A 26,355-nucleotide genomic window follows, 5' to 3' on the forward strand; every position below is an offset into this window, starting at 1 on the left:
TGTCTCATTGTATTGAGAGCTATACACGGTCTGCTGTGACCTTCATTTCAAAAATACCATTCGGGTTCGGCTTGGCATGAATATCCGTTGCGATGCGAATATAAAAATCGATGCTATCCTCCGGTTGGATCAGACCATAGGTCAGATAATCGATCGGAAGGAACGGATCGGCCTGTCTGGATAATTGGACTTCAACACCGTCCGTTTCGAATTTCTTATCCATCTCCAGGTAAACATGATCCACAGCATATCCAAGCAAGTTTTTGATTCTAACTTTCTTCGTTAACGTCGTCTGTCCGGCAATGATTACCCCGTAATCGAGTTGTTTCAAAATTCCGCCAAAGGTATCTGAAAGAAAATCTCCAGACTCATCCATAAACATTAATCCTGAATACGATCCGATAAACTTGCTTTCCCAGGAATCTACGGCACCCCAATAGTCCTGAAATTCAACCTTCAAGGTATTCTCTACGCCAAAATGTACATTTCTCTCGTCAATATTGAGTTCAATATTGAATGGTGAAGCTGCTAGTCGCGTAAAATTGCCATCCGCCGGATAATACGTTTTACCGTTCAACAACACGCGGTACTTCACCTTGCCCTGATCTGCATCATCCAGCACACCTGTAAGCTTGTTACCAGAGAAGGTCAGGTCGATTGTGGCTGTGGTGTTTAACAGTTGCAGTGACATATCTCTGAACTCCACTGTGTTACGCGGTGCATCAACGACCATCTTCACTTCGTCAAGCAAATAGCTGTTTTCATAATGCTTGCTGCCATCGAAATAATAGGCGATTCGTGTTAATCCGATTAGATCCTTTTCAGGGATCGCGTTGAGCGTGTCCAAATTCATTCCTTTTCTTTTAAAGAAGGTTGTATCCTTGATATCCATATTGACCCACTTGTTGAAACGGTACGTTTTCCAGGTCATCCCCGAGTCGAACGAAGCAGCCATTCTTAATATACCTTCCGGGCTGTTCTCCGTTACTCTCGTAGCAATAACCTTTTTCACGTCTCCATAGAGTGCTATGTCTGTTGGTTGCACAATTAATTGTTCAAACGGTAGCGCGTCATACGTTAGCATCAGGTCCCGATTACCGGCAATAACCTCTTCATCATTCGTCCATGTAACCACGTCAAAATCTCCCTCAAGTTCATCCAATGGGGAGTAGTTAGCCGTGATATTCAGTTCAGCTGACGTTTTGGAGGGATCGTCTGTGTAGTATAGAACATCTACACTTTCACCCAACTCATCGTAGAGGGTAAACGGTTCGGTTTCGATTGTAATCGTTGATTCGGTTTGATTTGGGTCATCGGTATATTCGATGATTTTGATCTCTTTGTCTTCCCATTCTTCGGCTAGGGTGAAAGGATCAGTTTCAATTGTAACTACTGATTCAGTTTGATTTGGATCATCAGTATAGTAAAGTACTTCAATATCCTTGTCTGCCCATTCCTCTTCAAGAGTAAAAGGTTCAACTTCAGTGTTAAAGGAGGCTTCTGTTTTTGTTAGGTCATCCGTGTAGTAACACAGTTCAACTTCGCCAGTGAGTTGTAACCATACTGATTCAGGTATGGTGGAGATGTCGTCCATCCCATAGTCAATGTAATCTTGCTCCGTTGGTGTACTGTTAGATATCTTGTTCCATGCACTTGAATAATAGTAATAAGACCCACTAAAATGAAAAAGTGTATTATAGTATTTCTTTTCATAAATATCTATTGCATCAAAAAGAACGTAAGAAGCGTCATTTGTTGTTATTTTAACTGTGTGAATCCCTCTGCTTAATGTTTTTTCGTATAACAATACTTGCTGAAGGACCGATTTTTGGTTATATTGGCTGTAAATTTCAGTAACTCCATCAATCATAATAGAGATATTAGATGATCCCATATTATGACTGTTACCAATTACTCTAATCTTAGTACCTTCAAATTGAAACTCTACGGTTGAATTTATTGACGATGAAAGCCTAGAAGTTCCGTTGTAATATACAGCGTTTGGAGAGGAAACGAAGCCACTAGAATACTTGAAAATATCGCTCGTATCATCGTACCTTTTCCAACCCTCTTCTGGAAGCGGTAGTGCTTGACCTAAAGTTGCCATTAATTAACCCACTCCTTTCTGAATTCTAAATAGATAGTTCATTTTATTTGTTCATGTGATCGATGCTCTCTTGATTGGTGTTTTACTTGTGTCGATTTTTTGCTTGAAGACTTTGCCTAAACCGATTTTTTCACTATCTTTAATCAATGATCTTCTTTTGATGAATTCATCACCTAGATCAATAATCATTCCTTTATCCATCCCATGTTCTAGAAAGCTTGTTTCTGAATTGTCTACGGAAGATAAGTATGTATTGAGTTCATACATACCTAAATCACCAATCGCCAAGAAGTCTCCAGCGCCTTGATTTGCAGTGACATTAATTCTGTATTTCTTATAAGCAACTTTATTCTTAAACCCGTAGAGACGATATTCCTCTAGAGTAAAGTTAGGTTCATTTATTCTGGCATCAAGAACAATCCATTCTGATCCATTCCAACCCTCAAATGTCCAAGTTTTTGGAGGTCTGTTTACAGGAGTGGTTCCAGATTTAATAGAATATGCAGATATCACTTTAGCCTGTGGAAACTCATAGCTTAACCATCCCACCAAAACTCCACTAGCAGAAACCCATCCATTCTGATCAACAATTCTATCAAATGCTCTCCATGGATAAAATGTTGTGTAAGTCGAACTTGCATCAACAACACCCGAGGGAGAAGTATTACTTGTCATTGCAGGAATAGCATTATCTTTGTACATATTTTCGATACTATAGTATTCACCTTCTGATGAAATCAAGAATTTACTGAGAGGGTTTAAACCAAACATTTTCAATTCATTTATTATAACTTGTGCCCCACCATTGTTAGCAGTCCAATTTAATCTGTACATTTTGTAAAGTTTAGCTTTACTAACATCAATAACGTATTCCTTATTTGTATTAGCAGTTGTCCATGTTTGATTAATTTGTGTGTCCAACACAGTCCAATTAATGTCATCATTAGAACCTTCAAATGTCCAATTTTTGGGCATATGAGGTAAGTAAGTTGCAGACAAACTTCGAACTATATACTTGCCAACTCTAACAGGATTAACAAACTCATATCCAATATATCCAACACTACCATTCTTACTTACATAACCATAGACATCAGAGTTATCGAATGCCATAAATGCACCATTTAGATTAAAACTACTTGTGAAAGCCCTACCTCTTGGAGCGGTATCTGATGTCATTGTAGGTATTAAATTATCTGTATAGGTGTACATTCACTCATCTCCTTTCAAAACAAATAGAACACACCACATAGATGTGTTCCTCATAATATAAGATTTAACCCAATAAAAACTTGTGTACTTTATGCTTAGTTGTATCTATTTTATGCTTGAATAATTTTCCTGAACCTAGTTGCACACTATGAATGTATATATTACTGATTGAGGTAATATCATTATTTAAGTGAATTTCGCTATTCTCACTCATTCCGTATTTAACGAACATTTTTTCAGATAATATTGGAAGTTGTATATATTTCTCTTTGATTATTTCAAACATCTTCAATTCGTTGATGTCTGTATAATTCGCGAAGCCGTTATTAGCAGTCCAATTTATACGGTACATCTTAAACTTTATATAATGAAAACGCCTATCTAGAGAGTACTCCTTGTCGGTATATTGGGTTGTCCAAGTTTGATTTGCTTGTGTATCTAAGACAACCCAATTAACTCCATCATTAGAACCTTCAAATGTCCAATCTTTCGGCAATTTATTTAGATGACTTGTTCCATTTGATCGGACGACATATTTGTATAGAGAGATAGCATTTGGAAATTCATATCCTAAATATCCCACTCCACCACTACCACTGAGCGAAGCATATCCTTCGACATCATCAATGCCATTGAATGCTTTCCACGGAGGATAAGTTGTGTTATACATGTTTTTAGCAAAAGCCCTGCCAGATAGTGCTGTATCGGAAGTCATAATAGGTATTATATTATTTGTGCTTATACTTCCGGGTACGATAGAAAGTGTTTCGCCTTCTGATGAAATCAAGAATTTATCATAATAAACCAACTCAAACATATCAATCTCACTTAATTGAATCCTTTCGGTGTCATCTTTCGTGGTCACTATATTGAGTCTATAAAACTTATATTTAATGGCGTTCGAAAATACATACTGCTGAATCAAGCCTGATGTCCAATTTGTTATGTTTGTTCGACTATCTAAAACAATCCAATTCTGGTCGTCATTACTCCCTTCAAAAGTCCATTGCTTTGGAGCACCATTAATCGTCCCCGTTGCTCTTAAAGAATATTTAGAAATAATAATCGGTAAATCAAACTCATATTTAGCCCAACCACTCTTAGATTGTGCTTGCCAATATGTTCCGGTATTTTTATCAAACGCTCTAAAGGCAAGGTGTAAGTAGTTATCAGCAAATGTGCTTACACTTGCTTTTCCATTTGACCCTGTGTTGGATGTCATTGAGGAAGGAAGCGCACTACTATCTTTTATATACCCCATTGTCTTATCTCCTTTCGAAATAAAATAGAACACACCATTTAGGTGCGTTCTGTGTTAAATTTAGCCAAGCCTAATTTCATCTACTCGGCTTTTTGACATATCAACTGTGTGTTCAAAGGTTTTGCCTGAGCCTAAAGCACCTTTTATTTTTTCCGTAGACACCTTTTTTACGTAGGGACTATTCAACTTAATTTGATCTGCTCCATATTTAATGAAAGTTTCTTCATCGCTACTAGGCAAGAAGTGGATGAATCCTATGATATACTCATACATTTCAAGCTTACCAATAGCTAAATACGTACCTGAATGTATAACTGTAACTGACAGACGATAGCACAGATATGCTGTTTCGTTTTTAACGTTAAAACTTCTTGACTCAACACTTTTCCACGCTGGATTATTATCTATTCGATCTAGCACTCTCCAATTCAGCCCATCAGTTGATCCTTCAAATGTCCAACTTTTAGGAGTATTGTCGTAGACAGTTCCATTGTTTCGGTTGGTTATAGCGTATTTAGAAATAACCTTTGGAACATTAAACTTGTATTGCAACCATCCTGTCGTTTGACCATTCGCTGTTACCCAACAATCCCCCGTTCCTGTATTGGTTTGATTAAATGCAAAATAAGGATAGTAAGTGGTTGTAGTATATTGTGAACTTGCACTAACTTCCCCCGAAGGAGAAGTGTTAGAAGTCATTGGAGGAATGGCGTTTTCAGTTGAGATAATGTCTTGTGAAGCTGAATAGACTCTACCGCCAGATGAAAGTAAGATTTTATGTTTAATGTCATACTGTAAATATCCTTGTGGCACTTGATAAGAGAATGCTTTTCTTTCAAATCTAGTAGTTGCGGTTGAAGGTACACTAGTCCCTGTTGGGTTTCCGTAAAAAGGATATACAGTTCCAAGAGATTTAACGTCAGTGAATGCTACTTCTTGTGTTACACCGTTCTTCCAAAACTCAATTGTTCCAGCATCCATATCCAATAGTACGCTTATAACATCTCCTAAACCAAAAGTGGCTCCATAAGAAGTACCCGAAGTTCCTCCCCACTTTGCCGCGCCACTAAAGTAACCTCTATGATTCACAGTATTCCATATCTGTCCACCTGTTGTGGTGCTAGTCACACCTACTATTGCACCCGCACTTTGAACTATTACTTCCCAGTACCATTTGCCCGAAGACACTCCATTACCTGTTGCTATGGTAGATTGTAAATGCGTGGGAAGTGTAGCGGTTAAATCATTGTTACTCATGGATACGCCAGTAAATGATCTCCATGATATACTCATATCCTTACTCATCTCCCTTCTAATTGGAATCATTATTTTAAAAAAAAAAGAAGTAAAGCATTCAAACCCTACTTCACACTTACACTTGTTATTTCGAAATACTTTTTCAGATCAACACTTCCTTTAAATAACTTGCCTGATCCTAACGATCCATTGGCAGTCATGGTCTGAACGAAAACTTCGTTTTTTCTATCTAATACAGATAGATCATCCATTCCGTCATTAATAAAAGTGTCTTCTGAGGCTAAAGTTGCTGAAATTGTATTCCAAGTTAAAGCTTCAGTTTGGTATTTCTTATAAGCTCCATCATGATGGATGAACGATCTGATCATTGGAAGAATTTCAATCGCCATCAATGGTCTAAATCCAGTAGCAGTTGCTGCCGCAACATAAGAAGTTGGATTATATCCACTTGCTCCTGCATTGCCATTTGCACCTCGCCCTGTTCTGTTTGCCGAACCAGCGGTATTAGTTGTGGAAGTCCATGAAGACCCACCACTATAATTCCACACGTTGTCGTCACCAGCAATGATCGTTCCATTCAGTGTTGAGTTAACAATATATTTATCCCATTCATTGTCCTTATCTGTTGTGTTAATACCGCCTGTGAGAAGTCGAAGAATTGGTGAATCTAAACTTGGTATTGAGTCCTCTTCGATCAATTGGAACATATCAACTGCCATCGTTCGAACGTATGCTCCACCATTATTTGCAGTGAATACTAGGCGACATGTTTTATAAGTATCTTTATTCGTGAACACATACTCCCGATATTCCCCTGTTGACCATGCTGGTTGATTTGTTTTGATGTCAAGCACAGTCCAATTAGTTCCATCATTAGTTCCTTCAAATCTCCAACTCTTAGCACTATCCGTACTTACATTAGAATTCGGTCCTTTTATGCCATATTTATTAACAACTGTTGGTTGTGGGAATGTATAGCTAATCCAAGCTCCGTTCCACTTATTACTCTCCATGAGCCATCCTGCATCTGCGGTGTTTTTATCAAATGCCTTCCATGGTTCAAGGGATGAACTGTAAGTTGTGCTTGCCGCGGCTACACCTTGGGGAGTTGTATTGGATGTCATAGCTGGAATCATGCTCACATAGTATCCTTTCTTCGGAAGCGGGACTCCACTACCAGAAGCAACACCGCTTGCATTTATCGTATCCCAACTAATACTATGCTGAATGTTTCGATCTGCAATAAGTTTCAATCGACCAGCATGATCTTTCTCTACACAAATAAAATACAAGTCTCCACCTGCACCAGCAGAAGTTGTAATAAATGGCGCTGTCTCTTGACCAAAGAACGCAAAATTCCCCACCACTCCATTATTTGTAGAGTAGTAACAGCGAATCCGTTTGCCAATAGTGAGATCTATCGGATCAGTTACTTCATCAGGATGAAACATTCTTCCATCAAGGTCAATGTCTACAGCATCTATTCTGATATTTTTGGCTTCAGGAGAATATATTTCAATTGTATGAAGAGAATCTTCAAGCCCAGTTTTCTCGAAAACAAGAACTTGATTTATAGCCGAACTACTATAAAAAGAAACATCGTAAGGAGTACCATCAATAGATATTTTTCCAATAGTGGTTGAGTCTGAATGAGTCATAGTTATCAGCCTGAGTTTAGTGCCTTTAAATGTAAAGGTAGCTTTCTTGTTAACTGTATTATTGGAAGCACTGAATGAATTGTTGTAGGAGCCAGTTTGTCCCGAAGGGTATCTTAACCATCCATTATATATTATCTCTGAACTTGAATCATCATACCTCTTCCATCTATCTTCAGGGGCAGTCAACGCATAGCCATAAAGATATCCTGACTCATCAATATCTATAGCGTCCATGATGAAGTTGGTACGATTATGTCCTACCGTAATTGTAACTGTGTGAAATCCAAGAGGTAAGTTCGTTTTTTCATAAACGATTGCATTTAATACAGCAGTGCCCGATTTGTTGGTATTAAAGGATTCAGTTACACCATCTACAGTAATCGTATTATCAGTATGTCTATCTTGTGCAAGGTCAGATATGATCCTAACTTTCGTTCCATAAAAAGAAAATGCAACATAATTGTTGTCTGCAGCTCTGGTTGTTACGTTCACACTGCCATTATAGTAATTTGTGCTGGTTACCCTGTACCAACTTCCTATATACTTTAAACCAACATGTGTGTCATCATAACGTCTCCATCCTACATCTGGTTCTTTTAATTGATCTCCTACTACTGCCATCATTTCACCTCCTTATATTCAAATACTGGACGAAACCCAATATAATTCTGAGATGCTGCGGTTCCTGTAAAAGCAACACCTCTATTGTCATCTCGTTTCTCAAACCCTCGCACTATTCTGCTTGTTGAATTCGCTGTTAAGACTGTCCCTTTGTTCGTAGTCCATGAACCAAGAACAGGTGTCTCCTTTGCCCAACAAAACACGTTATGGTGATGCCAAACATTATCATCATTAGGTGTAGCCTTGCCACCCAAATTGGACTTCATAATATATTTGTCATATTCATTATTATTGGGGAATGCTCCCAATCCTCGATCCGTCATCACTAAATTTCCATTTGCGTCTGCATATCCTACCCCACCACTTATACTGCGTACAACACCTGAGACACCACCAAAGGTTTTAGGCAATCCTTCAATAATCTTATTTGCATTCATTGAATCCCAAGTGACAGTATGATGTCTAATGCGATCAGAGATTAAAAGACCTTTATCTACTTTAATAGCGAACCAGTAGTAGTTGTTCAAACTTGTAGTACCAACCAACCCATTTACAGGTATTTCGTTTATTCCTAGACTGCCATCTATAAATTGCTCTCCAGAAGAATCATATCTCCATGCAATATAGTCGCCAATCTCCATATCACTTATATTCGATCTCAATACTCCTATAGTCGCTGGAACAGCCATAAAATCACCCCCTACTCACTCTGATTCTATCTAACTTTTTATATTTCGCTTTTTCAACCTTCTGACTTAGCACCATCCCTGTTGGAGTATCCAAGGCTCGTTCCATGTTCAATTGATATAGTTTCTTTAAGCCTAGTGAACCCGAATCACTTTCAATAAAAGGATTACTGTATTTATCCTTCTGATTAAAATCGTCTATGTAAAAGTTCGAATATTTCTTTTCAGCAAAAATCTCAATTTTCACCTTTGCATACTTTGCAGGCGATTTGGACACAGCGCTATTAGCTGAGACTTCCTCATACTCCAGCCACTCAAAGCCGTCTTCAGATGTACTCCAGTAAATCTTGTATGCTGCGCCCCCCGTAACATCTACCTTTGCAGCCACACCTTTAAATGATGCGATCTTATCCTGAATTCGAATCGCGGTGGACTCCCAAGATCCAATAGCAGGATAGATTGAATTCCCGTCCGCATCATGACCCAGTTCTCTTAATTTCAACCTCTGATCCTCAACTATCGTATCTTGAAAAACACCTACAGATAGATCTATATCCAGTGTAATTTCTTGAATTGCCATATTTTCACCACCTATCTCATATCAAAATCCAAATCAACGAATATCCCAGTTTATGATCCCTGCATGATTTGCCTTCAGCGGGGCTATGATTCGATCTACGACAAACCCATTTTTACGAATAACGAGTTGCCCAGGCAAGTCCAGGTTAGAAGAAATTTTTATTTGAAAGAATACGGATTCTTTTAAAGGCAGGGAACATACACATTGAAAATTAATTTGTGCATCATTCAGGTTCATTGTTTTTTTGTAACCAAAGTTAAAACATTCAATCGTATTTCTGAAAGCCCCTGCTTGCCCTGAAAATCCAGCCATATTCGCTTCTGAGGACCCATTCTTGAATTGAATGATGTCATTGTATACAAACGTTCTCCCGGTTAAAGGGTACTCCTGCTCCTCACATTCATAAGATATGGAGTAACGATCCGCATTAATGTGAAAGACCCCATTCGCAACATTGTAATAAACTTGGGATCCTTGACCCATCAATCCGAATAACACCAACTTCTCTTTGTTGATGTCGTAAAAGCGGTGTGGATGTTGTGTCTGAAGATCATACTCACTCAGATACGTTCCATCATAATAATCGGCAATCCATATATAAGCTTGAGATACAGGTGAACGAGAGTACTGTTTCTGACCTAAAATCACAGTTTTTCCTCCTCATAGATAAATAAAAAGACAGGCTATAATAGCCTGTCCTCTTCACTAACTTTCCTTAAACGTAACGATATGAGATCCGTTTCTTGAACTCTTGTTTACCACTACGAGCATTCAAGGGTACTTCGCATTGAATAGACAGCGTTACATAGTTACCTGCCGCATCTTGTTGATTTCCATTATTATTAACTCCCAAAATCTCTTTTGCCCCCGGTACTAGTGGCGTTGCATAAGGTGTTCCTGAATGATCCACCGTTGTTTTCCCCGTAGTCCCAATAGGCTTCGAAAAGTCTTTACCTACACGAGAGCTCTCTTCATCCAAATCATTCTCACCAAGCGAGTCCACTTGCACATGAAACCAGTTGTTTTTAACAGCTTCAATATCATGTTTAACCGTATCACCAGTGCCCCCGTCATTATCTCGTGTTGTAAAGGTACAATCCTCCATTTTGGACACATCCGTCGCACCACCTCTGTTATTCCATACATTAAAAATACGAATTTCACTTTTGGTATCTGCATCAATAACACCATAATCAAACGGTCCTACAATCTCCTTGCTGTGTGTTGCGTCCATCCATGTAATAATTGGTTGTGTCATTATAATCAATCTCCTTTTTTTATGTTCTTATCGTTAATTGAATTGTAAGATGTTGAATATCAAGTCCTGCTTTGATAATTTGAATCCGAAATAAATCCCCTGCCGAAACTTGTTTGTTACTAAACTTTGCCTTTTTGTTGTCAACATGAGCTAGTGCATTAAACTCCAATGGAGAGTCCATGATATCCACCCAGTGGATCAGATCTCTGGATTTCTCAATTCTGATCTCCGTCTCTGTTTCTCCATAGACACCACAAAAACCCTTCACATCCAGGATCTCTCCATGGAATGGGAAAGGAGCTACTACCCCTATGACTTCCTGGAAGACATAAGACTCTTTGCAAAATACAATTACTCGGTCTTGGACTTCCACTGGAATATCGTTTAACTTCAAATGCTCGGCTATACTCATTAAGCCATCCCTATAAGGATTAACTACCTGCAAATTCTGGCCAAACACATCAATTTCAATCCAGTTGTTTCCATCATAACGATATCTTTTGCCGTCCTTGTAGGTTTGGACCGTCCAGCCTGTCTCAGGAAAAGGGTAGGTGTCCCGCAGTTCACGAAGATCCGAAACCGGACTTTTATACACGAGTCGAGTCGTTTGATAGGCATCTTTCGCTCGATTAGCAGCTTCTAGCGCTTCATCAGCTGCCTGGTTGGCATGATCTGTAGCACGCCGGGCTTGGCCTGTCTGGTCTATGGATTGCTGAATGACTTCTTCTACTCGTTCCATCGCCAGTTGCGTCTCATCCAGCTTACGCTGTGATTCTTCTATAAAATCTTGCAATGTTTTGATAACATCTGGATTTCGTGTAATCATTGCATAGATTCGTGAAGCAGGATACATAATGAGTCCTCTACCTTTATAGCGACATAGATGAACCCTCCCTTCTTGAGAAGGGTGAAATTGAATGGTACCCATGCCATAATGAACGAGAAACTCATTCTCTGCCAACTTCTGCTTTTTCTCATATACATGTTGGTCAATTTCAACAAATCCACTAATAACCACCTTATCGGTCGATGAAGGGATTTCAAGTAAAGTGATCAGGCTGTTTATGACAGGTAACGAATCTGTCCGATCCACAAACGGATCTACTGCATCCCCTTTACGGGCAATAATTGTGAGGGGATCATTATACTGCAGATGTGTATGTAAATTTGACAATAGTTCACCTCCTTTCGTTTAATACTCAGTTTGTATATACATTGCTGCTTCCAGTCGTGATCCGGGCCGAAGTCCCCAATGATGTGGTAACTGTTGAATTGACACTGCCAATGGCTTTAGCACCTGCAAATACGGTCGTACTCCCTGATGCAACTCTTCCCTGTCCACTGCCCGATGTGGAGGGTCGTATGTTCATATATCTTGTTGAACCATTACTCGTCGGTACAGCAGGACTTGCCGTCCATGTATCTGGAGAAGGGTCGTTCACACAGGTAACTGCCCGTCCGTTCACATACACAGTGGAGTTGGATACCGTCCCCGACGATGATATGACTGCATTGGTGCTTCCACTACCTCCTGATGTCCAAATTCCACCTCCCCAGGCCAAGCACGAACCTGTTTCTTCGTCCCTAACTCTACAAAAAGGTTCTATCCAATTTTCGATGTCATATGTTACATGCCCACTTTTAGTTGTCTGACTTACACTTGAACCGTTATAAGCTACTTCAGTCATATAACCTCCTACTGTAACAACTTAAATTGATATCTGAACTGGATTCGTGCATCTCCACGAACACGCAAAATATTTTTCCCCACAGACAAACTTAGGAATTGATCGTTGAAATCCTTATATCTATACGTTACGGGAAGAGAGGATTCTATATGTTGTCTGTCGTTATCCACATACACTTCCTCATCATGCACCAGATTCTTGAAACGAAATACTTCAGCATGCTGTGACTGATTGTCAATCTGAAAGTCACCATTCCCTTGCTTATGAATCCAGATTTCGGGATTACAGATCTGATCTCCTTTATTGAAAATCACAAGAACCGGCTCAAACGAAAAAGTGATTTCTTTCAATTTCGGTGATTTGCTCAAGTCACTTGTATCAAATAAGACACGATACATAAAATGGTGCTGATCGACCGCTGTGTCTTCATTCAGTCCAGGTACAGTTCCATCATTGATGCACGTTTCCCAAGAACTCCATTCCATTCCATCCATCGAATGTCTCGTCTGTACGGTAATTCTGGAACTCTCCGTACTAACTTCACTAACCCAATTTACCCGACTTAATACGCCTCCCGATTCAATAGGAATCTGAATTGAAGAAGATACATAATGACCTTTTTGATGTGTTACTGACAGCCAATTAGCCATATAAACACCTACTCAATCTTCCCAAAAGGTCGAAACCAGGCAGCTGAACCGATTTCTTTCCATTTTGCGATTCGATGGGTGGACCAGACTGCATTCTTGTCATACGTTGTTGTTCCATCAATCGTAGTCCATATCGGCTCTTGATCACCGGACTCTCCTGCCTGGATACATATGTAGTATCTGCCGTTATCTATTGAAGGCAGCACCATATCATTTTTCTGATACAGGGTGGTTGAAGCCCATTGACTTGTTGCCCGAATATCCTGAAATTCAGCCCCTTCTGATATTGGGAAAACAGGTTCCCGATAACCGGAGTATCCGGACTGGATGCATTGATACACATGACCATTATCCACCGTTGGCACGATGTAATCTCCATTTTTGTAAGAATGTACACTCTCCCACTCGGGAGCAGCTTTACCAGTACGTGTGTTTACCCAGCCATAATAACTGCCGTACACGCAGTTGGCATTACGTAGTGTCGCATTTTGCAGATAGTCCCCACTAACAGGGATGTCTGTTACAAAATCATCGGATATCTGGTCCAACTTTTGAAAGTTTTCACCCAAATCTCGAATGGTGTTCTCAATTTCATCTGTAAATGCTGGTATTTTTAATTGAAGCTTAGATGTGTTTGTTGACATAATTCTCTCCTTTCCGAATTCAGTTCAGTTCAATCCATGTAGTATATTGGGGGTAATCGCTCCATTTAGGTCGGTTCGTATTTAGCGTGAGATGACCTTCTGAATTCACAATCACCGACTTGGAATCTATACCTGTTTGAAAAGTCGGTTTCCACTCATAGATCCGGTCTTTCCATTCATACGTTCGTGTTGTCATTACCGGGGAGTAGGCATACGGTGAATCACACCTGAACGTCAATGTAATGTAACCTTGCCTCAGTCCATTGTGTATAAGTGTTGCTTCATCTACCACGAGTGCATAAAAAATCCTTTCAGGATTCACCCCTTCCTCGGTAGTAAATGTTAATTCCTGATAATAGTCATGCTGCGTTAACCATCTCGCCACTTCCCTGATCTTGTCTGAGTCCCAACTCTCTTCAAATGCAAAAGAGACCGAGAATTGCAACGGTTCAACCTCAGTCCTCATAAAATAAGGTTGATCCCTTCCCTTGATTTTCTCTTCTACAATAGTCCGGGAAGGAGCAAAATTTTCTTCCAACATACCGCTGTTAAGATTAACGTTAATGATGCCAAAATCCACAGATTTTTGGCCTGCATACGAAAAATATAGTGCATCCCGAATGGTTATCGTAATCACCTCCTTTCCAGATCTACTATTAGTTCAGGTCTATACGTTGGCCGTTAATTTTAATATTGCGATTAGCTTTAATTACAATATCACCATCGTTTTTCATATGAATGGTTGAACCGGCTTCTGTTTTGAAAATAATTTCTTTACCAGTTACTTCAACTGGTCCGGATTCAGACTCCATAATCACTTTGTCATCCATGAATTTCAGACTTCTTCCTCTTCCATTGGATTGTGCCGAATATAACAGTTCGAGGGACCCATTGGGTTTGGTTATTAGACCTTTGCCGTATTGCCTTGCGTCTCCCTCACCCATACTGATAATCGGATAGGCTGTCTGTCCATCTCCTTCAAAATACAGCTTCATTTTGGTCTTGTCTGTCATTCCATAGACCATCACTGGCCAGCTGGTTACATCCGTTGTCATTTCACCAGATTGACTGGCATTACGCCAATATAACTTACGCCCATCCGATAATGCTTTATGTGTACCCGTTCCCGCCTCAACCATACTCGTCAGAAAGGTTAACTCTTTCCCTTCAATCTTGATGTAGTTGGACCATCCCTGTACTGCCGCGCGCGTCAAAGTCGAAACTTTGCCAGACACGATTGAACTTATGAAACCATCCTCTGCCGTAACCATCGTTGCGGCGATCAGTTCTGCATCGATCGCTCCCGCACCTACAATGTCCCATTGATTCATGAATATCTTACGTTGCTCCGAATCAATCAACAGCGTGTTTTGATTATCCGTTATCTTCAGCTTTTTGAATTTGGCAGTACCGTCCATGGCAATGGATGCAATAGCATCTTCAAACTCTTCTGCGCCAGCCCAGAATCCTTTCAATGGGAACATCTTCATCACACCTGCCCCATCTCGCAAGGTTAGTGATGATCCTTCGATCTGGCCATCTTTGAACAAAGAGTTTTGAATCTCTGCTGAATCCGCATAGAGTTTATTCATCCAGACATTGCCGTAATAATCTGCATGAAAAGGAGCTCTCGCCCATACACTGGACCCGAGAGCCAAACCATTTTTATCAATTGTAAAGACCTGATCATCCACGCCAGCTTTGACAAACAGATCTCCATCAAGCGAAGTACCAAATGTTTTATCAGCAATCCCGTTACGAAAACGTTCGATAATGAATCCTTCATCCGCTGTCATAGAAACGCGATTAACTTTGGTCGTATCATTACAGTTAGATGAACCGTACCGGTTCAGGAAAAATCCAAAACGATCCGGTTGTTCCGAGAGCAATCCGAGCTTCACAACTTCACGTCCACAACGGTCATCGACCATCAATCTGGACCCCTCAATGGTAAACACACCTGTTGTATCGCCTATCACAACCCGCTGACCCAGAATAATCTTGCCTAGCACCATTTCAGCAATCAGTCCATCTGCCGTAATGGCCGTTTCATATCTCAGCCCCCCTGATCGTGTCAGGCCAAGTGCACCGTTTGTCAAACGTAGAAAACGTAATGGATCATCCGGATCAGTAATAGTAATCCCCTTGTTATTAATATCCACTGTGTTGTTAATGGACATATTGATTTCATTCGTAACCTTATTCCAGAATCGGTCAAACAGCTTACTCATATCAGATGAATCAACAACAGCTTGACCCCATTTTGTCTTATTGGTGTCAACAACGATTGAGGTATTCTTGGTCTCATTTAGAAACCTCTCAATTCGGGTAGATTCATCATTTACATTTTTAATGTTGGACAACGTTAGACTGATGGAAGACGAATCATAGTTATATTGAATCTCACTAATACGGGCGGTCACACCAATACCAACTGATTCATATTTCACATTGACATAATCCCCAAGATTGAGTTTATCCCAGTTAAGCTGCTCCTCCACAATTTCCAGAAAGTTAACAATATCTATATCCACAGATAGTTGAGGTACCTGTAGTTCCCTAAATTTTTCAAGAGCTGCCTCGTACAGATCCTTTTCATCAATGTACTTGTCTTCATTAAATTCTCGTTCAATAACAAAGTAGTTGAGCTCCTGTAGTTGCTCTGAGGAAAAGTTGTTCTCAGCCGTTAATAAGGTCTGTAGCTGTGTAATTTGTTGCTTAACCGCCATAATCTTGCTGTTCAGGTTTGAAATTTCGACCTCTTTCAGGGAGATCTGGTTCTTTTTCTGATCCAAACTATATCGATCCACAATGGTAGCTTCATTGGAAGAGGTCTCGTATTCACCCAGGCTTATAGTGTTCACCTGAATGAAGCAACTTGCTGCACCCCCGTTTAAACTTACCGTAACCGAATCAGTTCCCTTAGATCTGGTTAGCATCGTCCATTTTCCAGATACTGCATTGACCCATGTTCCATTCACTGAAACGGATACTCCAGCAGCAGGCTCAAGTCGCATCATGACAGCATATGCATAATCTGAATTAAGTTTAAACGTTCGAGATGAGTTGCTCGAATGAGTATATTTTTCCAAAAACATTTTATCAGCGAACTGTTGGGAAAGTGTCACTTCTTCCAAAACAGCCTCGTCGTTTTGTAACTTGTTCAGATCAATCTGTAATGGAATCAGATCCTTTTCATACTGTTGGAGTTGATCTAGGTACTGATTGAATTTCTCCTTGTTAGACTCAACCAAGTGATTGTAATCAAGTAAAGCATGGCATAGTCCATCAGACATCCAAAGACTTGAGGTAATGACTTTACGAGAAGAATCACGTTCAAACGGATACAACCAGTAGCCGAAATTCTCAATATAATTCTGTCCTGTAGGATTGACTTTCTGAATTCCTAAACCATCCCTGCCGCTGGCATATAATCTCGTAACCATTTCCTCAGCACTTGTCTCTCGATTCATGCTTTTTAACAATTTCCCATAACCCACGGTGAGTCCTCGATTAATTCCGGTCAGTTCTGGCTTGGTCATACTGATTAGTCGTTTTTCTGTATTAAAATGAACAATCGCGTTATATGTCTCTGCTACCGAGAATACAGCCTCAAGGGCACTATTAGATGAAAAATCGAATGTCCTGTAACTTAATTTAAAATCGGCATCGAGATAATCAATGTTCCAAAGCGTATTGGCCAGCAGTTCCGTCAGCACTTGTTCTGCATGATATGATTCTGCAAGATAACTATGGATACGCTTGTCTGACAATTCCCTGGCTAGAGAGTAGCAACGGACGTTTAGCATGTCCGCATCACCCAGATCATCCCCTAGGCTATTTACCGTAAACCACTCTATCTTGGTACCTTGCACCATTTTTACTAAATATCGTTCTTTGATCAGATCTACATTTTTGTTTCTGTGCAAGACATGGGCAATATCCTGCTGGTACGGTATTGAGAATGATAACTCGCTAACATCATTTAAGCGTATACTCATGGAGTCATGACAAATCTCACTCATTTTGCTAATGATCTCCCGATTCGGCTTTGCCAAAAAATATTGGGGCTGTATAGGTTTTCTAAGATAGTCTATAACACCTGGCAATGGCTTCACTCCTTTCTTCAATATAAAAAGGAAGGGCTTCTGCCCTTCCCCTAAATGGTTCTCCACTTTAATTTGTTATTTAACGCTTCTTCGAATTTTCCAAGCAAGTTCAAACCGGTATCGTTATCCTTAGCCATAATTTCAACTTTATCAATCTGAATTCGGTTATCCGTATTTCCGGCAACTCTATTCTCAGAAAATTTAAATGTACTGAAATCAAGACCGGTTTTGATTCGATCTGTGATCCCGCGAACAACATCTACAATCTTCAGAAGATTGGATGTATCCGATTGATTCAGAATCAACTCTTTCTCATGGGCAAGCAGGAATTTACCACCTGCAAATGACGGAGTCATACCACCAGTATTCGCTGAAAATATATTTAGCTTAGCCAGTTCCGCGAAGCTATTGTCAGGAAATTTATATTTCTCCCGATATCCCTGGTTCTCCTCTTGCAGTTTTTTGAATTCCTTTTCCAGTTGCTGATATTTATATGAGTCTGAATTATACAAGGCCATTTCTTTTCGAATTTTTTCAGCCTGATCCTTATTACTCAGATAATGTGTCCATGCTTTTCTTGTTTCCATCGTGCCTTGAATTTTAAATTCATTGGCTGATCCACTATTGTTGTTCCCTTGTGATCCTGAATCGGATGATGAATAGTCTCCTGCTTTAAATTTCCCTATGCCTTCCATCGATTGCTGAAAATTGTACGTCATGTTCTGCATTTCTTGAGAAGTCTCAAATGCATGCTGTTTAATGCTAGCAAATAATTCGTTATACCTGTCGCCTATTTCGGTTAATTTTGCACTGACGACTGCAGCATCGTTACTCATCAACCCTTGCTTCAAATCATAAAAATATTTCTGGTCCTCAAGGATGTCCTTGTAATAACGTTCTGTTTTCTTCTTCTCATCATCCAGATTAGCTAGCGTTGTCTCATGAAGATCGCTATCTTCTTCTTTTAGCTTATCTGTATAATTCTTATGATCGTCAAGTTGGTCCTGTAGTCCCTGCTTAACAAGCTCTCGTTCACGATCACGTTCGTATTTAGCGATTTCTTCATTTACGGTTGAGAGTTGCTCTGTCAGCTCTTTTCGTTTTGCCTTAGCCTCCATGGAATTATCCAAAGACAAAACGTTAAGTTTGTCCACAAGTTTCTGACGCTCGTTCTTTTTTTTGGTCAACTCTTCCTCATAATCGACAGAAGAATTTTCACGATCCAGTGCTTTTAGCCGTGCATTAATGTGCATTTCGAACTTCTTCTGCTCATCATCCAGATGTTTATTTCGCTCTTTATGGCGTTCATCTTCAGCTTTCCGCTGCTCATCAATGGCATCGATAGCAAAGTCGCGTTGCTGCTCAATGACTTTTTTGAAATCTTCAATAATTTTGTCTGCGGCATTCTCACGCAATGCTTTTAATCTCTCATTTACGTCACTCATAGCTGAATTGTTGTCTATTAGCGCAATGTTTAAATCTTTCAGCGTATTGGTATATTTAACGGTCTGATCGGCGTTTAATTTGCCACCTGAAAGTAGATGCTCTACATATTTAATCTCTGCTTCTGTGATACGGTTCTTCTCTTGTAGAAAAGGAATCTGGCTTGCAAGTTCCTTATTATATTCTGTAGATCCTTCCGTCATGGTCTTCAATTTTGCATTTGAAAGAGAAACTAGATGATCTTGTTCCGAAAGCTTGTCATTATAACTTCCGATATATGAATCTATCACTTTCTCTCTTTTAGCATAAATTTGAGATTCATCCTCTACATTATTTGATTCCAGATCTGCAATTTGCTTATTATACGTTTCTGAAGTTATTTTCTTATCTTTAAGCAATTGCTTAATCTTGGCTATCTCTTGCTCTCTCAATTTAATTTGTTGACCAACATAACTAATTTGTGATTGTTCTTCTTTGCGCCATTCATCAGAATTAATGTATAACATCGATTGTTTACTTGTAGATTTTGCGATCTTTGTCTGTACTTTATCGATTGCCAATTCGTAATATTCAGCCCAGGAATCGATTAGCTTGTACCGATTATCGATTTGTAAGTTTTGGAGTTCATTAATTTCCTTGATTACTGCTTCTTCTGCCTTTTTCTTTTCTTCTGACGTTGCCGGTATTATTTCAGATGTACTTCCGACACTCTTTTTTGTTGAAGGGGCAGCGACCTTAGGGGACTTTCCCTTAATGGTGTCATAGTTATTTAATACTTTTGGAACGTAATCATAGGTCTCTTTAAATGGAATTTTATCCATATTTCCATTTTTAATCCATTCATCAACATTACCAAACCCCGCATTATACACAGCTAGAGCATGCTTAACGTTCCCTTTGTATCTATCCAAGAGAAACTTAAAGTACTTGGTGCCCCCTTTGATATTCTGCTCAGGATCAAAACTATCTTTCACCCCAAGATCTTTAGCCGTAGGAGGCATTAATTGCATTAACCCTGCCGCCCCTGCTGGAGACTTTTTATTAGGCTTAAAATCGCTCTCTGTTTGTATGATAGCTGCTATCAATTTTGGGTCAACATTGTATTGCTCAGCATATTTGTTAATGTAGTTTGCATACTTACCTGAGTAACTCCCTGAAGATTTCATTGTAGTAGGAACGTTCTCAGAAGCAATATCATCTGATTCCTTAGTTGTTTTTATCTTGGTAGATATTAACTTCTCAGGATTTTGAACACCTTTCTTCAGAAGGTTTATCTTCTTCTCAATCAGAGAGTTTTCCTCCATCAAAGATTTTCGATATGCAGCTGAACTGGTTTCCATATTCTTTTGTCTGTTGTGAAGATCATCCAAGGCTTTATCTACACCTTGAATTTGTTTCTGAAGTTCGGTCAGAACCTCCGTGGTTTCTGTATACGTGTTATTGACTTGTTTGGCGGAGTTTGCAGCCTTATCAGACGATCCCGTGTTTTTCTCATTACTAATACCCAATAAGTCTACTGAATCAGTTAACTTATTTATACTAGCCCTTGCATCAAAAGAACGTTCCAAAAGTTCATTAAAAGGAGCTATAAGTTTCTGAAGCTCCTTTTCAGACTGATTTAGTACTGCTTGATTTTCTATTCCCTTTTCTGTGTAATCTTCAACTTCAACGTCTGCAGCAAGTGTTAACCGTACCTGAGCTTTGGCAGCATTTAATTTTGCAAGTGTCGTGAGAGCATCAATCTCGATGCCCCAAGCTCTCAATTTACCCACGAGTGCTTGGTTATTATTGATCAATTCCTGCTGTGAAAGCACCCCTAACGTTTTAATATAATCTACTTTTGTTTTCTTCAAGCTCTCCAAGGCTGATTTCTCAATTGTATAGCCATCTTTGGTTTGTTTCACATGCTTAGCAAGTTCGGGATACTTCAGAATTAATGCATTCATCTCATCTGCTGACAGAGACTGCCCTTTGGATAGGTCGTGAATAACAGAGTTCAATTTGCCAATCTCTGAGGTAACACTATTGACCTCACTGGTGAATTTACTTAAATCGGTATTTACCTTGATAGGTTCCTCTAAAGGTGCTAAATTAATCTCCGCGATTGCTTGATTAACTTTATTTAACGTATCTATAGTCATATCACCAACGTTAGGCAACTGCTGTAGAAATGTCATTGCTTCTTCGGGTGTTTTAAATTCTTGATTCTGGAGGGCATTGAATATTTCTTTTGCATCGTCTTTAATCGCAAAAGCCGTAGCTTCACTCTGTGCTGCCATTTCAACATAGATATCGACAAACTTTCGAGTTGACGCCTTAACCTCGGTCCCTTCTGCTTCTTGTAGATCTATGTAGCTCTGATAAGCTCCTTTGATTGCATCAGATTTAATATTAATATCTTTTTGGAATTCTTGGTTTAATTGATCTAGTTTCGCTTTCTCACTTTCAAATTTATTGGCACCAAATTCTACATTGTACACCGTTTGATCGTAATCAGCTTTACTATAATTCTCTGATCCTATTTGATTATAATATTTCAACAAATTTAGTTGTTTATTGTAGTTAACATCAATTGTCTCTACTAAATTCTCTTTATCGTTAATTTTTTTTTTATTACCAGCTAATCTTTCCTCAATGTCCCTTGACTGTTTGTTATATGCCAATTCAGCCTTGAATCTTTCGTTCTCAATTTCTGTCTCTAGTTGTTCGATCTTCCCTTTAATGGCTTCTGTATTTTCACTCAGAGATTTAGTCTGACCGTTAAGTGACTGAGTTGTAATTCCGTATCTGGTAGACAATTCGCTTTCAAGTTGAACAAGCCTTGTTTTTTCTTCATAATTAAGCGATGCCTGGTTTGAGAGTTCCTCATACTCTACTGACAATGATTTCAAACCATTAAGATCGTATACCTTCTGATTCAACGCTTCTGTTTGATCAGAAAAATCCTCGGTCGCTTGAGTCGCGTTTGAGAACTTATTCATTAACCACTCTAAACCAGTCCCAATTATCGCAAACACAAGTCCTACACCAGTGCTAGCCAGTAATGCCTTAAAAGAATTTTTTAATATAGTAAGACTCATGCTCAACGCTTTGGTACCCGCACTCGCTGCAATAGTTGCAGCCGGAATTCCCATTAAACCAAGAACGGCCTTCGCAATCTCCACTACCAAAATTCGTAAAGACGCGCTTAACAAACCTACTGCCATGCCTAAGAGACCAAATAATGAAAAGCTACTATTTAGTTGAGCCATCCAGTTCAGTAAACCAGTAACAAGTGAAGTAATGGTGATAATGCTGTCTGATACCAATGCGTTACCCAGCGCAAGTGTGAGTGACTCCCAAGCGGTCTGCATATTTTGAATTCGTGCGCCGAGTGATCCCATATATTGCTCATTATCTTTCATAGCCGCTCCTTGGGAATGAAGGGCTGATTCCGATGCATTTACTGATGTTTGCCAATTCTGCATCAATGCAGTAAATGTTGTTGTCTGATCTTGTCCAGCCAAGCTGAAAGCCGTATTTTGTTGCTGAGCTTTCGTTAACTGATTCCATTTTCCCGCCAGCTCATCCAATACCGTGATCACATCTTTGTCAGCTTTGGAAATTCCTACGGATTGTAGAGCTCCGGCAGATTGTTCATCTGAGCCAACTCTAGTGTATATCGCCTTCAGACCTCGTCCGACGACATCTCCACTTTCCCGAGTAATACTGCTAATAGCTGCTGTATTTCCCAGTAGCTCCTCAATCGAAACTCCAAAGGATTTGGCTGCTGCGCCAGCTGAAGTTAAGGATAATGCCAGATCCTTACTTGAAACACCGTAGTTCCCACTAACCTCCTTGAGCTTATCTGCAATTCCCATACTCTTATTAGCCTCAATGTTAAATGAAGCCATTGCACCAGTAAGCGTATTTACCGAATCACCTGGTGTCAAGTTGGATATATTCTGAAGCACACTTGCAGCTTTCCCAAGACTCAGTGTATCTGACTCGTTAAACCCCTGATTGGCAAAACCAATTAAATTCCCGTTCACCTCAGACATGCTACGTCCCGTAGATTGAGCAATATGGGTACTACCATCCAACATTCGATCTTCGTTGAATGACGTCCCTATTGTTCGTCCTAACTGATTCATCTGACCATCCATTTGAATGATGGATTGAACTGCTTTTCTTAAGACATCCATGGGCTGAATCAATGAGGTTACATTTCTCATCCATCCCCCAGCCATAGTTGAGGCTCCCTGCATAACTTCACCCAAGGTTTTGATTTCTCCACCTGCTGCAGATGACGAACGCGTAGTTGCTTTAAGCTGCTCATTGACTCTAGCTAAATGCTCCGCAGATGCTTTATAACCAACCGTAGACATCGATGAGTTAAGTGTCAGCATTTCATTGCTTAGAGATCTTAACCCATTGGATACCGTCCCATTCAAACTGTATTTTTGACTTGCCTGAGCAATTCTTTCTTCTGTTTCCTTAATGGAATTACGCAAGTTTGTATCCATTTTTGCATTCTGTTGTAGTGCTTGCTGATGTGCTCGATCTTTGGACTCGTTGTTTCGGATTGTTTGCTGTTCCAAAGCTCTGCGCGTGGCTTGTTCTTCACTAAGATTGATTTCACGTTGCTGGTTTAAGCGGTTTTGTTGATTAAGTAGACGTTGTTGTTGCCCAACATGCTCCATCACTTTATCGTAATTTTTCACTTCACCGTCGGTATTGGTGTTCACCGTAAGTTGCTGGCCTGCGTCATTTTTATATGTTTTAGAGTATCCTGTAATCTCACCTAGCTGATTCTTGTTTGCTTTACTCTTAGTCTGTGTATATCCTTCAAGTTCTTGTTCTAATCTTTTAATGGATTTGCGTTGTTTGTCATAAGCCGCTGTCTCAGCATCGGTCATATGACGCTGGCGTTCTTGAACCGTCTGAATTCGTTTGTATTCATCTAATGAACTCTGCATCATCAATTGATTCTGGACCATGGTACGATTCAGCCTGTTCATACCCTCTGCATAAGAGTTCATTCCTTGTACAAAACTTTGATCAAAATCCACTTTGACCTCAAGTTTGCTCATCTTATTTGAAAGTTCTCGAAGAGCCTTATTCAAATCTGTAATCACTTGATTGGTATTTATATTTAAATCCAGATCATTCTGCATTAATGAATCACTCCTCTTATAACAAAAAGAAGCAATTCAATGAATTGCCTCTATTCTGCGTATTGTTCGAACTGTTCGCACAGTTGGTCGTAGACATCCGCTGCTTCTCCCTCCAACTGCAATGAACAACTCTGCAGGATTCGGTACATCGCTTGTAACATTGGCATACGTTCAGCAGTGGACTCGATCATCACATGCTCTTCCAGTAACTCCTGCAGCTCTGTTTGAAGTGTTAGTGAATCTCGTGGCACCATGCTGCCGTTTCTCATGACAAAACTGCCGTCTTCATTCTTTAACATGTGTTGCTCTTTCAGCTCTTCCATTTCTTCATGAAACTGCTGATAGTGTTCAACCAACAGTTTTTTTAACCGAGTCCGTATACGGCTTTCCTTGGCTTCCAGCTTGAGCTGGTGAAGGAATACAATGTGTTTTTCCAGATTTGCTTTCAAAAACACTAACATGAGTATTCTCCTTTTATAGATGTATTTCGTTAAATTGTCTCGTCTGTTGATTGTTGCGCACGTGTCACAGCCAACTCAGATACCATTGCTGCCATTTTCTCTTGCAACGCCTTGAACTGTTCTTCAAGCTTTCTAAGTTCCACATCCGGGAACTGTGTTAGTACTTCTTCCATAATTCCGTTATCTAGCAACATGTTGGTTACCTTGATGAGTCTCTCCACATCCAGCTTTCTAGGAATCGGAAGATCTGAGAACTCTTTTAGAAGAAGTGTGTTATACAACCCAACTGTATCTTTGATAACTTGATCCGTAACATCTGTTTTCTGTCTAAGTTGATCGATTAGAGATAAATAATTGGTGTTCACATTATCAATTAGCGATTTCCGAAAAAAGGTATGAATCTGGACTTCATACTGTTGGTCTGTTACATAAATCGTTTTGCGCTGATTGTTTTTTGCATCTAGCGTACTTAAAGCTGCCGCCGTTAATTTTTTTGTTTTTGTCGTAGTCAATATGATCACTCCTGATTCTGATTTAAGGTCCGATTAAAATAAGAACTTCCTGATATTACGGCTCTGTACTTGAGCAAATTATTAATGATATCAGGCGAAACATAGAAAAAGCCGCATGATCATGAATGAAGACACGCAACATTTCAAGCATATGACGAGGTGATATAATTCTGTAAAATGCTCAAGCTACTTGGGATAATCACAGAAAAGGGCTGAACCATTGTTGGTCCAGCCCCATCCTTGCATCTAAGTTTTAGTCTTCCAGTACGTCGATAACAACCATCGCTTTGGAATGAGTATCCTTCAGCACTTCACAAGTAAATGTAAATGGTTGCGGATCGCCCGTTGATGCCATACCAATCGAGAATCCAGGCATTACTTTCAGTTTAGGAATAGTGTACACAGCCTCTACGTCGAAGCCATCTTCATTCTTCCAATTCGTCGTACCTTCAAGAAGGTATGTTCCTGGGAACACATCCGAAGCAACCGTCATACTTTGAGTGGTATCTGGCGCTGCATAGTAATAATCAGCAATAACTTTATCTCCCTCATTGAGAGTGGATTCTGTAAATGTCACAGTAGTACCTGTAATAGGAGAGGCAGTGAGTTTGGCATCCATAGATGATCCGTTTGATGTTTTGAAGAAATGCGCCAACTTGGATGTAAGTGGGGCATGACTAAGTTTGATTTCTCCTGTCTTACTCACTTCAAGAACCTCTTTTTTATGCACGGGTTTGGTTCCTTTTACAAATTTAGATCCTGTAAGAACAGCGAGGGATTCTTTGGAGATCAACGCATCTTCCATTGTCATGGTTACATCTTTCTCGGAATCCCAGCCAATTAGCTTCGGATGCCCTTTTCCACCACGTGCATATACGGTCTGTCCAGCAAACTCCATGGACGATGTCGTCAAACTTTCCAAATAAACGACCGGTTCACCAGTCTTAACATCTTTCAATACTACATCCAAAATTTCACGTGATCCATATCTGCTCATAAAAAAAATACCTCCGATAGTTTTATATAGTTTAATTTGATTAGTAACTCTGCTT

19 protein-coding genes are annotated in these 26,355 nt (G+C 39.7%); all 19 read right to left on the reverse strand.

Annotated features, from left to right (window positions below; all coding sequences use genetic code 11):
• Positions 1 to 19 precede the first annotated feature (19 nt).
• On the reverse strand, positions 20 to 2,107 hold the full coding sequence (locus AB4111_RS07125; protein WP_442030965.1) for a hypothetical protein: 2,088 nt from the start codon (positions 2,105 to 2,107) through the stop codon (positions 20 to 22).
• Between the two features lie 51 nt (positions 2,108 to 2,158).
• On the reverse strand, positions 2,159 to 3,319 hold the full coding sequence (locus AB4111_RS07130) for a hypothetical protein (protein WP_442030966.1): 1,161 nt from the start codon (positions 3,317 to 3,319) through the stop codon (positions 2,159 to 2,161).
• 64 nt (positions 3,320 to 3,383) lie between these two features.
• A complete protein-coding gene (locus AB4111_RS07135) occupies positions 3,384 to 4,580 on the reverse strand; it encodes a discoidin domain-containing protein (protein WP_442030967.1) in 1,197 nt (398 codons plus the stop codon).
• A 60-nt stretch (positions 4,581 to 4,640) separates the two neighbouring features.
• Positions 4,641 to 5,873 (reverse strand): SPRY domain-containing protein, encoded by a 1,233-nt coding sequence (locus tag AB4111_RS07140; protein WP_442030968.1) that lies wholly within the window; start codon positions 5,871 to 5,873, stop codon positions 4,641 to 4,643.
• A 68-nt stretch (positions 5,874 to 5,941) separates the two neighbouring features.
• Positions 5,942 to 8,119 carry a hypothetical protein gene (locus tag AB4111_RS07145; protein WP_442030969.1) on the reverse strand — a complete coding sequence of 726 codons (2,178 nt, stop codon included), beginning with the start codon at positions 8,117 to 8,119 and terminating at the stop codon, positions 5,942 to 5,944.
• Positions 8,116 to 8,805 (reverse strand): hypothetical protein, encoded by a 690-nt coding sequence (locus AB4111_RS07150; RefSeq protein ID WP_442030970.1) that lies wholly within the window; start codon positions 8,803 to 8,805, stop codon positions 8,116 to 8,118. The genes AB4111_RS07145 and AB4111_RS07150 overlap by 4 nt, the downstream gene beginning before the upstream one ends.
• Before the next feature lie 4 nt (positions 8,806 to 8,809).
• Positions 8,810 to 9,382 (reverse strand): hypothetical protein, encoded by a 573-nt coding sequence (locus tag AB4111_RS07155; protein WP_442030971.1) that lies wholly within the window; start codon positions 9,380 to 9,382, stop codon positions 8,810 to 8,812.
• Positions 9,383 to 9,415: 33 nt separating this feature from the next.
• A complete protein-coding gene (locus AB4111_RS07160) occupies positions 9,416 to 10,030 on the reverse strand; it encodes a hypothetical protein (RefSeq protein ID WP_442030972.1) in 615 nt (204 codons plus the stop codon).
• Between the two features lie 67 nt (positions 10,031 to 10,097).
• Positions 10,098 to 10,640, reverse strand: a complete 543-nt coding sequence (locus AB4111_RS07165) for a hypothetical protein (protein ID WP_442030973.1) — start codon at positions 10,638 to 10,640, stop codon at positions 10,098 to 10,100.
• Positions 10,641 to 10,659: 19 nt separating this feature from the next.
• Positions 10,660 to 11,814 (reverse strand): hypothetical protein, encoded by a 1,155-nt coding sequence (locus tag AB4111_RS07170; protein ID WP_442030974.1) that lies wholly within the window; start codon positions 11,812 to 11,814, stop codon positions 10,660 to 10,662.
• A 25-nt stretch (positions 11,815 to 11,839) separates the two neighbouring features.
• Positions 11,840 to 12,328: a hypothetical protein gene (locus AB4111_RS07175; protein ID WP_442030975.1), complete on the reverse strand. Its 489-nt coding sequence runs from the start codon at positions 12,326 to 12,328 to the stop codon at positions 11,840 to 11,842.
• Between the two features lie 8 nt (positions 12,329 to 12,336).
• Complete coding sequence (locus tag AB4111_RS07180; RefSeq protein WP_442030976.1) at positions 12,337 to 12,978, reverse strand: hypothetical protein; 642 nt, start codon at positions 12,976 to 12,978, stop codon at positions 12,337 to 12,339.
• A gap of 8 nt (positions 12,979 to 12,986) precedes the next feature.
• Entirely contained in the window at positions 12,987 to 13,622 is a 636-nt protein-coding gene (locus AB4111_RS07185; RefSeq protein ID WP_442030977.1) for a hypothetical protein, read from the reverse strand.
• A 19-nt stretch (positions 13,623 to 13,641) separates the two neighbouring features.
• Entirely contained in the window at positions 13,642 to 14,259 is a 618-nt protein-coding gene (locus tag AB4111_RS07190; protein ID WP_442030978.1) for a distal tail protein Dit, read from the reverse strand.
• 19 nt (positions 14,260 to 14,278) lie between these two features.
• The gene (locus tag AB4111_RS07195) at positions 14,279 to 17,740 is read right to left on the reverse strand and encodes a phage tail spike protein (protein ID WP_442030979.1); all 3,462 of its coding nucleotides are present in this window, start codon (positions 17,738 to 17,740) and stop codon (positions 14,279 to 14,281) included.
• Between the two features lie 41 nt (positions 17,741 to 17,781).
• Complete coding sequence (locus tag AB4111_RS07200; protein WP_442030980.1) at positions 17,782 to 24,330, reverse strand: phage tail tape measure protein; 6,549 nt, start codon at positions 24,328 to 24,330, stop codon at positions 17,782 to 17,784.
• A gap of 50 nt (positions 24,331 to 24,380) precedes the next feature.
• Complete coding sequence (locus AB4111_RS07205) at positions 24,381 to 24,791, reverse strand: hypothetical protein (RefSeq protein ID WP_442030981.1); 411 nt, start codon at positions 24,789 to 24,791, stop codon at positions 24,381 to 24,383.
• A gap of 29 nt (positions 24,792 to 24,820) precedes the next feature.
• A complete protein-coding gene (locus tag AB4111_RS07210) occupies positions 24,821 to 25,303 on the reverse strand; it encodes a hypothetical protein (protein WP_442030982.1) in 483 nt (160 codons plus the stop codon).
• A 253-nt stretch (positions 25,304 to 25,556) separates the two neighbouring features.
• The gene (locus tag AB4111_RS07215; protein ID WP_338593105.1) at positions 25,557 to 26,300 is read right to left on the reverse strand and encodes a hypothetical protein; all 744 of its coding nucleotides are present in this window, start codon (positions 26,298 to 26,300) and stop codon (positions 25,557 to 25,559) included.
• Positions 26,301 to 26,355: the final 55 nt, after the last annotated feature.

Source organism: Paenibacillus sp. 2KB_22 (genome assembly GCF_052115745.1).
Taxonomy (GTDB): domain Bacteria; phylum Bacillota; class Bacilli; order Paenibacillales; family Paenibacillaceae; genus Paenibacillus.

Coding starts and splice junctions, on each gene's coding strand:
- AB4111_RS07135 (WP_442030967.1), bottom strand. CDS start 4,580: ATGGGGTATATAAAAGATAGTAGTGCGCTTCCTTCCTCAATGACATCC.
- AB4111_RS07200 (WP_442030980.1), bottom strand. CDS start 24,330: ATGCAGAATGATCTGGATTTAAATATAAATACCAATCAAGTGATTACA.
- AB4111_RS07165 (WP_442030973.1), bottom strand. CDS start 10,640: ATGACACAACCAATTATTACATGGATGGACGCAACACACAGCAAGGAG.
- AB4111_RS07150 (WP_442030970.1), bottom strand. CDS start 8,805: ATGGCTGTTCCAGCGACTATAGGAGTATTGAGATCGAATATAAGTGAT.
- AB4111_RS07215 (WP_338593105.1), bottom strand. CDS start 26,300: ATGAGCAGATATGGATCACGTGAAATTTTGGATGTAGTATTGAAAGAT.
- AB4111_RS07125 (WP_442030965.1), bottom strand. CDS start 2,107: ATGGCAACTTTAGGTCAAGCACTACCGCTTCCAGAAGAGGGTTGGAAA.
- AB4111_RS07205 (WP_442030981.1), bottom strand. CDS start 24,791: ATGTTAGTGTTTTTGAAAGCAAATCTGGAAAAACACATTGTATTCCTT.
- AB4111_RS07140 (WP_442030968.1), bottom strand. CDS start 5,873: ATGAGTATATCATGGAGATCATTTACTGGCGTATCCATGAGTAACAAT.
- AB4111_RS07145 (WP_442030969.1), bottom strand. CDS start 8,119: ATGATGGCAGTAGTAGGAGATCAATTAAAAGAACCAGATGTAGGATGG.
- AB4111_RS07180 (WP_442030976.1), bottom strand. CDS start 12,978: ATGGCTAATTGGCTGTCAGTAACACATCAAAAAGGTCATTATGTATCT.
- AB4111_RS07130 (WP_442030966.1), bottom strand. CDS start 3,319: ATGTACACCTATACAGATAATTTAATACCTACAATGACATCAGATACC.
- AB4111_RS07175 (WP_442030975.1), bottom strand. CDS start 12,328: ATGACTGAAGTAGCTTATAACGGTTCAAGTGTAAGTCAGACAACTAAA.
- AB4111_RS07185 (WP_442030977.1), bottom strand. CDS start 13,622: ATGTCAACAAACACATCTAAGCTTCAATTAAAAATACCAGCATTTACA.
- AB4111_RS07155 (WP_442030971.1), bottom strand. CDS start 9,382: ATGGCAATTCAAGAAATTACACTGGATATAGATCTATCTGTAGGTGTT.